This window comes from Phaeovulum sp. W22_SRMD_FR3, from assembly GCF_052113705.1.
Taxonomy (GTDB): Bacteria; Pseudomonadota; Alphaproteobacteria; order Rhodobacterales; family Rhodobacteraceae; genus JBGQOG01.
Window position 1 is genome coordinate 44,284 of sequence record NZ_JBGQOG010000010.1, and the last position, 13,255, is coordinate 57,538.

A 13,255-nucleotide genomic window follows, 5' to 3' on the forward strand; every position below is an offset into this window, starting at 1 on the left:
CGCCCGTTTGAAAAGGGGCAAAGCCGACCGTGACCCGCCCTGAAACGACGCCCCCTTCTGTCCCCACCCCGCCGCGCCGCGCGACCGACCTCCTGCTGATCCGCCATGCCCCGGCGGACAATGGCGGGCTGTTGGCCGGGCGCCGCGATGTGGGGGCGCTTTTGCCCGGCGCGGCCGAGCTGGAGGCACGGCGGCAGCTGATCGGCGTGCCGGACCGGCTGATCACCTCGCCCGCGCGCCGCTGCCAGATGACCCTTGCGGCGCTGTTTGGGACGGCACCCGCCACCGGAAAGGCCACCGAGGATGCACGCCTGTGGGAGCAGGATTTCGGCCTCTGGGAGGGGACTTCTCCCGCCGATCTGCCCGATCTCGGCCCCCTCTCCCGCGACGCTTTGGCGCAGCACCGCCCACCGCAGGGCGAGAGTTTTGCCGATCTCTGCGCCCGCGTGACACCGGGGCTCATCGCGGCGGCCTCGGGGGGGCGGGTGGCGGTTGTGGCGCATGCCGGGGTGATCCGGGCGGCACTGTCATGGGCGCTGGGGGTGCCCTCGGCGGGCCTCGGATTTGAAATCGCGCCGCTGTCGGTGACGCTGATCCGGGTGCTGCCCGAGGCGGATGCGCTCTCCTTCTCCGTCGCCTATGTCAACCGGAGCGCGGCATGAGCGTGGCAGAGGTCTCGGTCGCGGGCCATTTCGGCGAGCTGTTGCAAGGGCGGCTCGGCGCCTCTGGCCCCTTGGCGCTGATCACCCTGCCATGCCCCGCCCTGCTGGTGCGCGCCACGGCCGAGGGCACCGCCGCCAGCCACAGGCCCCGCCAGTTCACCCTGCACCAACCCGGTGCCCGCGCCCTGACCCGCAGCGAGGCCGCCCGGTTTCTGCGCGCCCTCGACCTGCCCCTGCGCGGCCGCTTCACCCTGCGCCTCGACATGCCGCCGGGCGGCGGGGCCGGGGCCTCGACCGCGGCGCGCGTCGCACTGGCGCGGGCCGCCGGAGAATATGACCCCGCCCGCATCGCCCATGCCTGCCGGATCACCGAAGGCGCCAGCGATCCGCTGATGCTGCCCCGGCCCGAGCGGCTCCTCTGGGCCTCGCGCGAGGGGCGGATTCTGGCCGCGCTGCCACCGCTGCCCCGGCTGCAGGTGCTGGGCGGCTTTTTCGGGCCGGGCCAGCGCACAGACCCGCAGGATCTGGATTTTCCCGACATCAGCGACCTTGTGGCGCGCTGGCCCGACGCCTGTGCAAAAGGGGCGGCGGCAGTGGCCGCCCTCGCCAGCCTCTCCGCCGCCCGCACCCTGGCGCAGCGGGGTCCAAACCCCGATCCGACGGCGGCACTGGCGGCGCGCCACGGGGCGCTGGGCTGGGCGATAGCGCATACCGGGGCCGCGCGCGCGCTGCTCTTTGCCCCGGGGAAGGTGCCTGCGGGCGCAAGGGCAGACTTGCGCCGGGCGGGTTTTTCCCGGATCACAACCTTTCTGATCGGGGGGAACTGATGCTGGCAGCAGGCGCAATGGCGGTGGCGATGGTGGTGGATGCGGGCCTTGGCTGGCCCGCGCCGCTTTATGCGCGCATCGGCCATCCGGTCACCTGGATCGGGCGGCTGATCGGCCATCTCGACCGCCGCTGGAACCACAGCCATCACCGCGACCTCACCCGCCGGATCATGGGTATCGCCGCCGCGCTGGTGGTGATTGCCGCCGCCGTCCTGCCCTGCTGGCTGGTCGCCCGCCTGCTGCCGGGCGGCGTCGCGGGCATGCTGATCACCGGGGTTCTGGCCTGGCCGCTGGTGGCCACCCGCGCGATGCATGACCATGTCGTCGCCGTCGCGCGGCCGCTCAGTGCGGGCGATCTGGCGGGCGCGCGGGCGGCAGTGGCGATGATCGTGGGCCGTGACCCGGCGCGGCTTGATGCCGCAGGGGTCGCGCGCGCCGCCCTCGAAAGCCTGGCCGAGAATACCTCGGACGGGATCGTCGCGCCGCTGTTTTGGGGGGCGTTGCTGGGCCTGCCCGGCATCGCGGGGTACAAGGCGATCAACACTTTGGATTCGATGATCGGCCACCGCAGCCCCCGGCACGAAGCCTTTGGCTGGGCCTCGGCCCGCATCGACGACGGCGTGAACCTGATCCCGGCGCGGCTGACCGGGCTGTTGTTCGCGCTGGCCTCCGGCCGCCCCCGCGCGGCCCTCACCACGATGGCGCGCGACGCGTCACACCACCGCTCGCCCAATGCGGGCTGGCCCGAGGCATCTTTGGCCGGGGCCTTGCAGATCCGCCTTTCCGGGCCGAGGATCTATGGCGACCGGGTGGCAGAGGAGCCCTGGGTCAATGCAGAGGCCGCCGATCCGGGGGCAGAGGACATCCGGCGCGGGCTGGTGCTCTATCGGCGGGCGATGCTGCTGCTCGGGCTGATGCTCGTGGCGCTGGCGACAGCTTAGGGGGGAAGAATGCGCGATCACGGTGGCAATATCGACGCGGCAGTCAGCCGTCACGGCGGCACCTTGGCCGAGTGGATCGACCTCTCCACCGGGATCAACCGTGTGCCCTATCCGCTGCCCGACATGCCGCCCGAGGTCTGGACGATGCTGCCCACCCGCAGCGCGCAGGCCGCGTTGATCGAAGCGGCACGCCGCGCCTGGAGCACCCGCGCGCCGATGCTGGCGCTGGCAGGCGCGCAGGGCGCCATCCAGATGATCCCGCGTCTGGGCCGTCCGGGCCGCGCCCGCGTGCTTGCCCCCACCTATAACGAACATGCCGCCGCCCTGCGCGCTGCGGGCTGGCAGGTGGAGGAAGTCGCCACCCTAGCCGATCTCGCAGGCGCCGATCTGGCGGTGGTGGTCAACCCCAACAACCCCGATGGCCGCCAGCATCCGCCCGCCGCGTTGCAGGCCCTCCTTGAACGCGTGGGCCGTCTGGTGGTGGATGAGAGCTTTGGCGATATGACGCCCGAGATGTCGCTGACGCCGCAGGCCGGGCGCGCGGGCCTGCTGGTGCTGCGCTCCTTTGGCAAATTCTACGGGCTGGCCGGGCTGCGGCTGGGCTTTGTGCTGGGGGGCGCTGCCGAAATCGCGGCGCTGGCCGAGATGGCCGGGCCCTGGCCCGTCTCGGGCGCCGCCCTCGCCATCGGCACCCGCGCGCTGGCCGATACCGCCTGGGCCGAGGCCACAACCCGGCGTCTGGCAGAGGAAGCCCCCCGCCTTGACGCGCTGGCCGAACGCGCCGGATGGACCCCGCGCGGCGGCAGCACGCTCTTTCGTCTCTACGACACCCCGCAGGCGGCGGCGGCGCAGGACGCGCTGGCCCGCCACCGCATCTGGTCGCGCCGCTTCCCCTATTCCGACCGCTGGCTGCGCCTCGGCCTGCCCGGGACGCCCGCGGAATGGGACCGCCTCACCCAAGCACTGGAGAGCCTCCATGCAGTTTGACAATGCCCAATCCGAGGCGCTGACGCAGGTGCTGCGCTGGCGGCGCGATGTGCGGCATTTCCGCACCGACCCGGTGCCGCAGGCACTGCTCGATGAGCTGGAAGAGCTGATGGATTACGCGCCCTCGGTCGGCAATGCCCGGCCCTGGCGGGTGATCCGCGTCACCGACCCCGGGCTTCGCGCCGCGGTGCGGGCGAATTTCAACCGCTGCAATGCCGAGGCCGCCGCCGATTACAGCGATGAAAAGCTGACGGAATATCTGGCGCTGAAACTGGCGGGCCTCGATGCCGCCCCGGTGCAGCTGGCGGTCTTCACCGAATCCGATCCGCCCGAGGGCCACGGCCTCGGCCGCCGCACCCTGCCCGAAACCCTGCGGCAATCCACCGCGATGGCGATCCACACGCTCTGGCTCGCCGCCCGCGCCCGCAACCTTGGCCTCGGCATGGTCTCCATCCTCGAACCCCGCGCGATCGAGGCGCTGTTTGCCGTGCCACCGGGCTGGGAATTTGCCGCCTATATCTGCCTCGGCTATCCGGAGTTTACCGATGACACGCCGCTCTTGCACCGCAAAGGCTGGCAGGAAAACACCCATGACGCCTGGCGCGAACGCTAAGGTCTTGCTTCGGTCAAATATCCCCGCCGGAGGCCCTTAACGCGCCAAACCGAGCAGCGCCGGGACATCGAGATGCGCCTCCAGATGCGCGGCCAGCTCATCGAGCCGCGCCTCCACCCGCGCGCCATAATTGACGGCCCCCGCCGAAACGCCGAGCCCGGCCAGAAACGCCGCCCGGAACCCATCTTCGGCGAAAAGCCCGTGCAGATAGCTGCCGATGATGCGGCCATCCGCACTCACAGCCCCCTCCGGCGTGCCCGCGACCCGCGCGAAAGGCCGCGCCCGGTCCGGCCCCTCGGTGCGGCCGATGTGGATCTCATAGCCTTCGACGGTCAGGCCCGAACCCACATGCTCGGCCGTTGTCCGCGTCAGTCGCTTATCCGGCGTCATCACCGTCTCCACGTCCAGAAAGCCAAGCCCCACCATCTCACCCGGCGCACCCTCGATCCCCTCCGGGTCCGAGATCCTCTGTCCCAGCATCTGATAGCCGCCGCAAATGCCCAAGACATGCCCGCCCCGCCGCACATGCGCCGCGAGATCCACATCCCAGCCCTGCGCCCGCAGAAAGGCCAGATCGCCCCGCGTCGATTTGCTGCCCGGCAGGATCACCAGCCGCGCATCGCCGGGGATCGGCTGCCCCGGGCGCAGCATCACCACCTCAACCCCCGGCTCCAGCTTCAACGGATCCAGATCATCGAAATTCGCAATGCGCGAGAATTGCAGACAGACGATCTTGCAGGCTCCCGAACCGCCCCCCTGAATGTCGAGCGCATCCTCCGCCGGCAGATCCGCCGCCCCCGCGAAATAGGGCACCACGCCAAACCCCGGCCAACCGCTGCGCGCCGAGATCAGCTGATACCCATCGTCAAAGAGCCGCGGGTCGCCGCGAAACTTGTTGATGAGAAAGCCCCCAACCATCGCCGCGTCCTCAGGGTCAAGCACCAACTGGGTCCCGAGGATCTGCGCAATCACCCCGCCCCGGTCAATGTCCCCCACGAGCACCACCGGCACATCCGCCGCGCGGGCAAAGCCCATATTGGCAATATCCCCCGCCCGCAGATTGACCTCGGCCGGGCTGCCTGCCCCCTCGACAATCACGAGATCAACTTCAGCCTGCAACCGCCGGAAACTCTCCAGCACCGAAACCATCAGCTGCGGTTTCAACTTCGCATAGTCGCGCGCCTTCACCGTGGCGATCCGCCGCCCCTGCACGACCACCTGCGAGCCCATTTCGCTCTCAGGCTTCAACAGAACCGGGTTCATATCGGTATGCGGCAACCGCCCCGAGGCCAAAGCCTGCAACGCCTGCGCGCGCCCGATTTCGCCGCCGTCCACCGTCACGGCTGCATTGTTGGACATGTTCTGCGGCTTGAACGGTGCCACCGTCAGCCCCCGTCTCAACGCCGCCCGGCAGAGACCCGCCACAATCAGCGACTTGCCCACGTTCGAGCCCGCCCCCTGGATCATCACCGCGGTCATCGCATCCCTCCGCCGCCGCACCGAACCTGACTGCGGAAGCCTCCGGCGGAGGTATTTTTCGCCAAGAAGAAAGGGGAGCGGACAGCCAAGGGGCGCCGCGCTTCGGGCCGCCCGGGCGGGGGAAACGCGGCGCTTTCTCCTTGGGCGGTCATCGGGACCTCTCCCTGTACCGCCCTGAAAGTCTGCCACGCCCTGATCATGAGTCCAGCCTTTTCTTCTTGGTATAAATACCTGCCTTGCACCATTCACGCAGGAGAAGAGGTCAGAATTCGACGCCCTTCTGCCCCTTGATGCCCGAGCGGAACGGATGCTTTACCAGTGTCATCTCGGTCACCAGATCGGCGATCTCGATCAACTCGTCTTTCGCATTGCGACCAGTCAGCACCACATGCGTCAGGGGTGGCTTTTCTTCGACGAGGAAGCGCACCACTTCGGCGATATCCAGATAATCGTAGCGCAAGGCGATGTTGATCTCATCGAGCAGCACAAAGCGGATTTCGGGGTTCAGGATCAGCTCCTTGGCCTTGGCCCATCCGGCTTGCGCCGCGGCGATGTCGCGGGCGCGGTCCTGAGTTTCCCAGGTAAAGCCTTCCCCCATCGCGTGAAACTGGCAGAGATCCGAAAAATGCGTCTCGATCAGGCGCCGCTCGCCGGTGTCCCAGGCGCCTTTGATGAACTGCACCACCGCGCAGGGCATCTCATGGGCGATGCAGCGCAGGATCATGCCAAAGCCGGAGGAGGATTTTCCCTTGCCCGGCCCGGTGTGGACGATGATCAGGCCTTTTTCGCCGGATTTCCCCGCCATGATCTTATCCCGCGCGGCTTTTTTCTTGGCCATCTTGCTGGCGTGTTTGGCTTCCAGGTCGCTGACTTCGGTCATCTCGTCGCTCCTCATCCTTGACAAGCAGGGGCTTCGTGCCTCAGGTGAGGCGGCGTTGGTTCCTGTCTTAGGACAGGCGAAGAGGGAATGCGACAGGGTTTCCGACTGTTCCGGTCGGAAACGCGAAGCGCAGCCGCCCCCGCGACCGTGACCGGAAAGGTCCGCCCAGCCACTGGCAGATGCCGGGAAGGAGGGTGGACCGGTGGGGAAACCCTGAATCCGCAAGCCGGGAGACCTGCCAGCGCATGTGACTGAACGGGCGGACGGGGTGTTCCGCGACCGGCAGGCAGGGGCAATCCGGCCCCGCCTCTGGCCATGCCCCGGCGTCCCCATGAGGACCGGCGATGACCGTTACGCTTCACGTCTGCACCACCTGCCGCGCGGGTGAACCCGTGCCCGAGGGTGACATTCCGCCCGGCGCGCGCCTTCAGGCCGCGCTGACGGCGACAGGCGCCCCCGAAGGGGTGCGGATTGTCGGCGTCGAATGCCTTTCCGCCTGCAACGCGGGTTGCGCGGTGGCGCTGTCGGCCCCGGGCTGCTGGTCCTATGTGTATGGCCGCATGACCACGGATGACGCGCCCGAGATCCTTGCCGGGGCCGCCGCTTATGCGCAGAGCGCCGATGGCATCGTGCCCTGGCGCGAGCGCCCGGTGATTTTCCGCAAGCAAAGCCTTGCCCGTATTCCTCCCCTGACCCCCATTCCGACGGAGACCCAAGATGTCTGATCTGACCAAAATTCCGGTGACCGTGATCACCGGCTTTCTCGGCGCCGGGAAAACCACGCTGATCCGGCATCTGATGCAGAACCCGCAGGGCAAGCGCCTCGCCGTTCTGGTCAATGAATTCGGCACCGTCGGTGTGGATGGCGACATTCTGAAATCCTGCGCCGATGAGAGCTGCCCGGTCGAGAATATCGTCGAATTGGCCAACGGCTGCATCTGCTGCACCGTCGCCGATGACTTCATCCCGACGATCGAGGCGCTGATGGCGCTGCCGCAGCGCCCGGATCATATCCTGATCGAAACCTCGGGGCTGGCTTTGCCGAAGCCGCTGCTGAAGGCCTTTGACTGGCCGGCGATCCGCTCGCGCATCACCGTGGATGGCGTGATCGCGCTGGCCGACGCCGAGGCGGTGGCGGCGGGCCGCTTTGCCCCCGATGAGGCGGCGGTGGAAGCGCAGCGCGCGGCGGATGACAGCCTTGACCACGAGACGCCCCTCTCGGAGGTTTTCGAGGATCAGATCGCCTGCGCCGATATCGTGCTGTTGTCCAAGGCCGATCTGGCGGGCGAAGCGGGTCTGGCCGCCGCGCGCGAGATCATTCTGGCCGAAGCGCCGCGTGTGATCCCGATTCTGCCGATGACCGAGGGCGTGATTGACCCGCGCGTCATCCTCGGCCTCAATGCCGCCGCTGAGGATGATCTGGCCGCCCGCCCCTCGCATCACGATGGGGCCGACGATCACGAGCATGACGATTTCGACTCGGTGGTGATTGAACTCCCCGAACAGGACAGTGTTGAGGCTTTGGTGGCCGCAATCACCCGTCTGGCGGAAGAGCAGGACATCCTGCGCGTCAAAGGCTATGTGGCGATCACCGGCAAACCGATGCGCCTTTTGGTGCAGGCGGTGGGGTCGCGCATCCGCACGCAGTTTGACCGGCCCTGGGGCACGGAGGCGCGCGCCTCGCGCCTCGTCGTCATTGCCGAGCATCATGACGTTGATCCGGCTGCGATCCGCGCCGTCCTGATCCCGGAGGTCGCTGTCGCCTGATGCATGTCGTCTTTCGCGAAAGTCACGGGCTGGAGGAATCCGACACCCCGATCGATCTGGGCCAAAGCCCGGCCGATCTGGTGGTTCTGTCCTATTCCGACAGTGACCTCGGGGCTTTCGCGGCAGGCTGGCAACGGGGACGGGAGCGCCTGCCGACCCTGCGGCTGGCGAACCTTGTGGCGCTGCGGCATCCGCTCTCGGTTGACACCTATGTCGAGCAGACCTTGCACGGCGCGCGCGGTATCCTCGTGCGGCTGATCGGCGGCGAGGCCTATTGGCCCTATGGCCTCTCGAGCCTGCAGGATCTGGCGCGGCGGCGCGGGATTGCTTTGGCGGTGCTGCCGGGCGACGGGCGGCCTGATGCGCGGCTCGATGCGCTCTCGACCCTGCCGGTTTCGACCCTGCGCCAGCTCTCCAGCCTCTGTGAGGCGGGCGGCGCGGTGGCGGCGCAGGCAGCATTGGCGCAGCTCGCACTGGCGGCGGGGCTCTATGCCGGGCCGGTGATGGGCGCCAAATCGGTGCCGGACTTTGGCTTTTATGACCCGGATGCCGGGGTACTGACCGCCCTGCCCCCGGCGTCCGCGCGCGCGCCCGAGGTTCTGGTGACCTTTTACCGCAGCTATCTGACCGCCGCCGATACCGGCCCGGTGGATGCGCTGATCCGGGCGCTCCGGGCGCGGGGCTTTGCCGCCCATGGCGCCTTTGCCCCCTCGCTGAAATCCCCCGCTGCGGCCCAGTGGCTGCGCGGGCATCTGGCGGCGCACCCGCCCGCCGCCATCCTCAACGCCACCGCCTTTTCGGCGCAGGGACCGGATGGCAGCTCGCCTTTGGATGCCGCCGGATGTCCGGTGTTCCAGCTCGCCCTCTCCACCGCACGGCGGCGCGATTGGGCGGGGTCCGAGCGCGGACTCTCGCCCGCCGATCTCGCCATGCATGTGGTGCTGCCCGAGGTGGACGGGCGGCTTTTCGCCGGGGTGGTCAGCTTCAAATCCCCCGGCGCGCGCGACCCCGATCTGCAATATTCCCGCTTTGCCCATCGCGCCGACCCCCTGCGGATTGAGGCTGTGGCCGAGCGTGTCGCCGCCTGGATCCGCCTCGCGCGTACCCCGGCGCGGGAACGGCAACTGGCCCTCATCCTCTCCACCTATCCCGGCAAGGCGCATCAGCTGGCCCATGCCGTGGGTCTCGATGCGCTGGCCTCCGCCGAGGCCGTGCTCGGCGATCTGGCCGGGGCGGGCTATGCTACCGAAAGTGGCAGCGATCTTGGCAAAGCGCTGGGGGACGAAACCCTGAGCTGGCCGCTGGCGGACTATTCGGCCGCGCTGGCCACCCTGCCCGAAGACCTGCGCACCCGGCTGGCTGAGGCTTGGGGGCCCGCCGAAACCGACCCGATGGTCCGCGACGGTGCCTTCCGCTTTCCCGCTTTGCGGCGCGGCGCGGTGCTGCTGGCGCTGCAACCCGAGCGCGGCGATGTGGCGGCGCGCGAGGATGACTACCATGACCTGTCACGCACCCCCCGGCACGCCTATGTGGCCTTCTACCTCTGGCTGCGGTCGCAGGGGCTGCATGCGCTGATCCATATGGGCGCGCATGGCACGCTGGAATGGCTGCCCGGCAAATCGGTGGCCCTCTCGGAGGCCTGCTGGCCCGAGGCGCTTCTGGGGCCGCTGCCGGTGATTTATCCCTTCATCGTCAATGACCCGGGCGAGGCGGCGCAGGCCAAACGCCGGATCGGCGCGGTGACGCTGGGCCATCTGCCACCGCCACAGGTGGCAAGCTCGGTGCCCGAAGGCCTGAGCCATCTTGAGCGCCTGCTGGACGAATATTCCACCGCCGAAGGCCTCGACCCCGCCCGCCGCGACCGGCTGATCGGCGATATCCGCGGCGAGGCGCAGGCGGCGGGGGTTGAGGAGGATCTGGGCATCCCGCAGGGCGCCAGCGCCGCCGAAGCCCTGACCCGCATCGACCGTTTCGTCTGCGACATCAAGGAAAGCCAGTTCGGCGAGGGGCTGCACATCTATGGCCGGGGTGCTTGCGGTGCCGAGGAGCGCGCAGGCCTCCTGGCGGCGTTGGGCGGCGCACGGGTGACGGCGGGGCCGTCGGGCTCGCCCTATCGCGGCCGCTCGGATGTGCTGCCGACCGGGCGCAACCTTTTCACCACTGATCCGCGCGCCGTGCCCTCGCGCGCCGCCCATGCGCAGGGGGTGAAGCTGGCCGAAGAGCTCTTGCGCCGCCATTTGCAGGATCAGGGCGACTGGCCGAAGGGGTTGGTCATTGACCTCTGGGGGTCAGCGACGATGCGGACGGCGGGCGAGGAATTCGCCATGGCGCTGCATCTTGCGGGCCTTGCACCGCGCTGGGACGAGGGCTCGGCCCGGGTGTCGGGCTTTGAGGTGATCCCGCTGGCCCTGCTCGGGCGGCCACGGATTGACGTGACCTTGCGGGTTTCGGGCCTTTTCCGCGATGTCTTTCCCGGACTCGCGCAGATGTTCGAGGCCGCCGCCGCCGCGCTGGCCGAGCGCGAGGAGGCGCCCGGCGACAATCCCTACCGCACGGCCAGCCCCCGGGTATTTGGCCCGAAACCGGGGCTCTACGGTCTGGGGATGAACGAAGCGCTGGAGGATTACAGCGCCGAAGGGCGGGCGGCGGCGGGCGAGGCCTGGTTGCAGGGATCGTCCTGGGCCATTGACGCGCAGGGGGGCACCAGCCCCGAGCGCGCGGCGCTGGAGGCGCGGGTGCGGGCGGCGGATGCTTTCGTGCATGTGCAGGACCTGACCGAAACCGATGTGCTGGTCGCCTCGGATTACGCGGCACATGAGGCGGGCTTTGCGGCGGCCTCTGCCACGCTGGGCGGGCAGGCGGCGCTTTACCACATGGATGCCACGCGGCCCGATGACCCGCGCGCGCGGACCCTGGGCGAAGAGATTGCCCGGGTGGTGCGCGCCCGCGCCGCGCAGCCGCGCTGGGCCGAGGGCATGATGGCGCATGGTTTTCGCGGCGGCGCCGAGATTGCCGCGACGCTCGACCATATGGCGAGTTTCGCGCATCTGGCAGGCGTCGTGCCCGCGCATCTCTTTGACCTTTATCACGACGCCACTTTGGGCCGCGAGGATGTCGTGGATTTCCTCGCGCGCGAGAATCCGGGCGCTTTGGCGGCCATGCAGGAAAAGTTCCGGCAATTGGCGACGGCGGGGCTCTGGCAGACCCGCCGCAACTCGATCCGCGCCGCGTTGGAGGCTCCGGCAGCGGCATCTGCACGGGCCCCGGCACAAGCGGAGGGCGGGGCATGAGCGATCCGGTCATTCAGGGCTGGTGCCCCGGCGCGCTGCGGCCGATGGCATCGGGCGATGGGCTGGTGGTGCGGGTGCGCCCGCATGGCGGCCGGTTGACGACCGCGCAGGCGAGCGCCATCGCGGCGGCGTCGGCAGAGCATGGCAATGGGCTGATCGACCTTTCGGCCCGTGGCAATGTTCAGCTGCGCGGCGTGCGGGCCGAGACGCATGAAGCCCTCATCGCCGATCTGCGCGCGGTGGGGCTGATTGACGCCGATCTGGCGCAAGAGACCCGGCGCAACATCCTGGTGACCCCGCTCTGGAGCCCCGGCGACGGGGTTCAGGAACTCGCCGCCGCGCTGGAGGCTGCGCTGGCCGAAGCCCCGGAGCTGCCGGGGAAATTCGGCTTTGCCATCGACATCGGCCCCGCGCCGGTGCTGCAGGACTGCGCTGCCGACATCCGGCTGGAGCGAAGCGCGGAGGGCGGTCTGATCCTGCGGGCCGACGGCATGGCGCTGGGCTGCCCGGTGGGTCTGGCCGATGCGGCCCATGAGGCGGTGCGGCTGGCGCGCTGGTTCGTGCAGAGCGGCGGTGTGACGGAGGGGCGCGGCCGCATGGCGGCGCTGATCAGAGGGGGGGCACGCCCGGCGGGCGTGCAGGCGGGGGGCCGGCCCCCCGCTTCCCCCCGCTCCGTGCCCGGCCCCGGCCTGACAGCATGGGGGGCGTTGATCGGCTTTGAGTTCGGGCAGCTGACCGCGGGCACTTTGGCGGCACTTGCGCCGCTCGGACCCGCGCTGCGGGTCACGCCCTGGCGGATGCTCTTGATTGAAGGGCTGACCAACTTGCCGCGTCTGGCCGGGCTGATCACCGACCCCGATGATCCGCTGCGCCGGGTGGTCGCCTGCACCGGCGCCCCCGGCTGCCCGCAGGCGCGGGGCAGCACCCGCCCGCTCGCCCGCGCGCTGGCCGCGCATCTCGCCACCGGGCCCGCGCTCTTGCCAGAGGGTGCCTTGCTGCATGTCTCGGGCTGTGCGAAAGGCTGCGCCCATCCCGGCCCCGCCGCGCTGACCCTGACCGCCACCGCGACGGGCTATGACCTGATCCGCCACGGCACCGCCCGTGATCCCGCCACCCGGCCCGGCCTGTCCGCTGCCGCCCTGACCGCCACCCCTGATCTCTTCCTGAAGGCCCCCGATGCCCCATAGCTACGAAAAAGACGGCGCCACGATCTATCGCCAGAGCTTTGCCACCATCCGGGCCGAGGCGGATCTCGCGCGCTTCACCCCCGAGGAAGAGGTGGTCGCCGTGCGCATGATCCATGCGGCGGGCATGGTCGGGCTGGAGGCGCATGTGGCCTTCACCCCCGGCATGGCCATCGCCGCCCGGACGGCACTGGAAGCGGGCGCGCCGATCCTGTGCGATGTGCGCATGGTCTCCGAAGGGATCACCCGCTCGCGCCTGCCCGCCGACAACCAGATTCTCTGCACCTTGCAGGACCCGCGGGTCCCGGCTTTGGCGCGCGAGATGGAGAACACCCGCTCGGCGGCGGCGCTGGAGCTGTGGCGGCCGCATCTGGCGGGGGCGGTGGTGGCGATCGGCAATGCGCCGACCGCGCTTTTTCACCTCCTGAACATGCTGGAGGACCCCGCCTGCCCGCGCCCTGCCGCGATCATCGGCTGTCCGGTCGGTTTCATCGGTGCGGCGGAATCCAAAGCCGCCTTGATGGAGGCAGCGCCGGTGCCCTCCATGGCCGTGCTGGGGCGCTTGGGCGGATCGGCAATCACGGTGGCGGCGGTCAATGCGCTCGCCTGCCGCAAGGAGTAGCGC

General features: G+C 69.5%; 12 protein-coding genes and 1 riboswitch. Of the genes, 10 read left to right on the forward strand and 2 right to left on the reverse strand.

Features of this window, described 5'->3' with window-relative positions; genetic code table 11:
- The first annotated feature begins 29 nt into the window (after positions 1-29).
- The 5 genes from ACEN2S_RS13880 to bluB are packed head-to-tail and all read left to right on the forward strand — an operon-like array spanning position 30 to position 4,030.
- Entirely contained in the window at positions 30-662 is a 633-nt protein-coding gene (locus ACEN2S_RS13880; protein ID WP_441866757.1) for a histidine phosphatase family protein, read from the forward strand.
- Positions 659-1,489: a propanediol utilization protein gene (locus ACEN2S_RS13885; RefSeq protein WP_441866758.1), complete on the forward strand. Its 831-nt coding sequence runs from the start codon at positions 659-661 to the stop codon at positions 1,487-1,489. The genes ACEN2S_RS13880 and ACEN2S_RS13885 overlap by 4 nt, the downstream gene beginning before the upstream one ends.
- Positions 1,489-2,430, forward strand: a complete 942-nt coding sequence (gene cbiB, locus ACEN2S_RS13890; protein WP_441866759.1) for an adenosylcobinamide-phosphate synthase CbiB — start codon at positions 1,489-1,491, stop codon at positions 2,428-2,430. The genes ACEN2S_RS13885 and cbiB overlap by 1 nt, the downstream gene beginning before the upstream one ends.
- Positions 2,431-2,439: 9 nt before the next feature.
- Positions 2,440-3,417 (forward strand): threonine-phosphate decarboxylase CobD, encoded by a 978-nt coding sequence (gene cobD / locus ACEN2S_RS13895; protein ID WP_441866760.1) that lies wholly within the window; start codon positions 2,440-2,442, stop codon positions 3,415-3,417.
- Positions 3,407-4,030, forward strand: a complete 624-nt coding sequence (gene bluB, locus ACEN2S_RS13900) for a 5,6-dimethylbenzimidazole synthase (protein WP_441866761.1) — start codon at positions 3,407-3,409, stop codon at positions 4,028-4,030. Before cobD ends, bluB begins: the two co-directional genes overlap by 11 nt.
- Before the next feature lie 36 nt (positions 4,031-4,066).
- Here bluB and ACEN2S_RS13905 read toward each other — a convergent pair whose 3' ends face one another.
- Together ACEN2S_RS13905 and cobO are read right to left on the reverse strand one after the other, a co-directional pair.
- Positions 4,067-5,509 carry a cobyric acid synthase gene (locus ACEN2S_RS13905; protein ID WP_441866762.1) on the reverse strand — a complete coding sequence of 481 codons (1,443 nt, stop codon included), beginning with the start codon at positions 5,507-5,509 and terminating at the stop codon, positions 4,067-4,069.
- A gap of 262 nt (positions 5,510-5,771) precedes the next feature.
- Positions 5,772-6,389 (reverse strand): cob(I)yrinic acid a,c-diamide adenosyltransferase, encoded by a 618-nt coding sequence (cobO, locus tag ACEN2S_RS13910; protein WP_441866763.1) that lies wholly within the window; start codon positions 6,387-6,389, stop codon positions 5,772-5,774.
- A gap of 39 nt (positions 6,390-6,428) precedes the next feature.
- A riboswitch (cobalamin riboswitch) is annotated at positions 6,429-6,646 on the forward strand.
- An 87-nt stretch (positions 6,647-6,733) separates the two neighbouring features.
- Here cobO and ACEN2S_RS13915 point away from each other — a divergent pair.
- Genes ACEN2S_RS13915 through ACEN2S_RS13935 form a run of 5 tightly spaced genes read left to right on the forward strand, consistent with a single transcriptional unit; the run spans position 6,734 to position 13,252 of the window.
- Positions 6,734-7,114, forward strand: a complete 381-nt coding sequence (locus ACEN2S_RS13915) for a DUF1636 family protein (protein WP_441866764.1) — start codon at positions 6,734-6,736, stop codon at positions 7,112-7,114.
- Positions 7,107-8,156 carry a cobalamin biosynthesis protein CobW gene (gene cobW / locus ACEN2S_RS13920; protein ID WP_441866765.1) on the forward strand — a complete coding sequence of 350 codons (1,050 nt, stop codon included), beginning with the start codon at positions 7,107-7,109 and terminating at the stop codon, positions 8,154-8,156. Before ACEN2S_RS13915 ends, cobW begins: the two co-directional genes overlap by 8 nt.
- Entirely contained in the window at positions 8,156-11,446 is a 3,291-nt protein-coding gene (gene cobN / locus ACEN2S_RS13925) for a cobaltochelatase subunit CobN (protein ID WP_441866766.1), read from the forward strand. Before cobW ends, cobN begins: the two co-directional genes overlap by 1 nt.
- The gene (gene cobG / locus ACEN2S_RS13930) at positions 11,443-12,633 is read left to right on the forward strand and encodes a precorrin-3B synthase (RefSeq protein WP_441866767.1); all 1,191 of its coding nucleotides are present in this window, start codon (positions 11,443-11,445) and stop codon (positions 12,631-12,633) included. The genes cobN and cobG overlap by 4 nt, the downstream gene beginning before the upstream one ends.
- Complete coding sequence (locus ACEN2S_RS13935; RefSeq protein ID WP_441866768.1) at positions 12,623-13,252, forward strand: precorrin-8X methylmutase; 630 nt, start codon at positions 12,623-12,625, stop codon at positions 13,250-13,252. The genes cobG and ACEN2S_RS13935 overlap by 11 nt, the downstream gene beginning before the upstream one ends.
- Positions 13,253-13,255 lie beyond the last annotated feature (3 nt).

Bases quoted from the DNA above. Each gene is read 5' to 3' on its own strand.
- cobG (WP_441866767.1), top strand. From the start codon at position 11,443: ATGAGCGATCCGGTCATTCAGGGCTGGTGCCCCGGCGCGCTGCGGCCG.
- cobN (WP_441866766.1), top strand. From the start codon at position 8,156: ATGCATGTCGTCTTTCGCGAAAGTCACGGGCTGGAGGAATCCGACACC.
- cobD (WP_441866760.1), top strand. From the start codon at position 2,440: ATGCGCGATCACGGTGGCAATATCGACGCGGCAGTCAGCCGTCACGGC.
- ACEN2S_RS13905 (WP_441866762.1), bottom strand. From the start codon at position 5,509: ATGACCGCGGTGATGATCCAGGGGGCGGGCTCGAACGTGGGCAAGTCG.
- cobO (WP_441866763.1), bottom strand. From the start codon at position 6,389: ATGACCGAAGTCAGCGACCTGGAAGCCAAACACGCCAGCAAGATGGCC.
- ACEN2S_RS13885 (WP_441866758.1), top strand. From the start codon at position 659: ATGAGCGTGGCAGAGGTCTCGGTCGCGGGCCATTTCGGCGAGCTGTTG.
- ACEN2S_RS13935 (WP_441866768.1), top strand. From the start codon at position 12,623: ATGCCCCATAGCTACGAAAAAGACGGCGCCACGATCTATCGCCAGAGC.
- cobW (WP_441866765.1), top strand. From the start codon at position 7,107: ATGTCTGATCTGACCAAAATTCCGGTGACCGTGATCACCGGCTTTCTC.
- bluB (WP_441866761.1), top strand. From the start codon at position 3,407: ATGCAGTTTGACAATGCCCAATCCGAGGCGCTGACGCAGGTGCTGCGC.
- ACEN2S_RS13915 (WP_441866764.1), top strand. From the start codon at position 6,734: ATGACCGTTACGCTTCACGTCTGCACCACCTGCCGCGCGGGTGAACCC.
- cbiB (WP_441866759.1), top strand. From the start codon at position 1,489: ATGCTGGCAGCAGGCGCAATGGCGGTGGCGATGGTGGTGGATGCGGGC.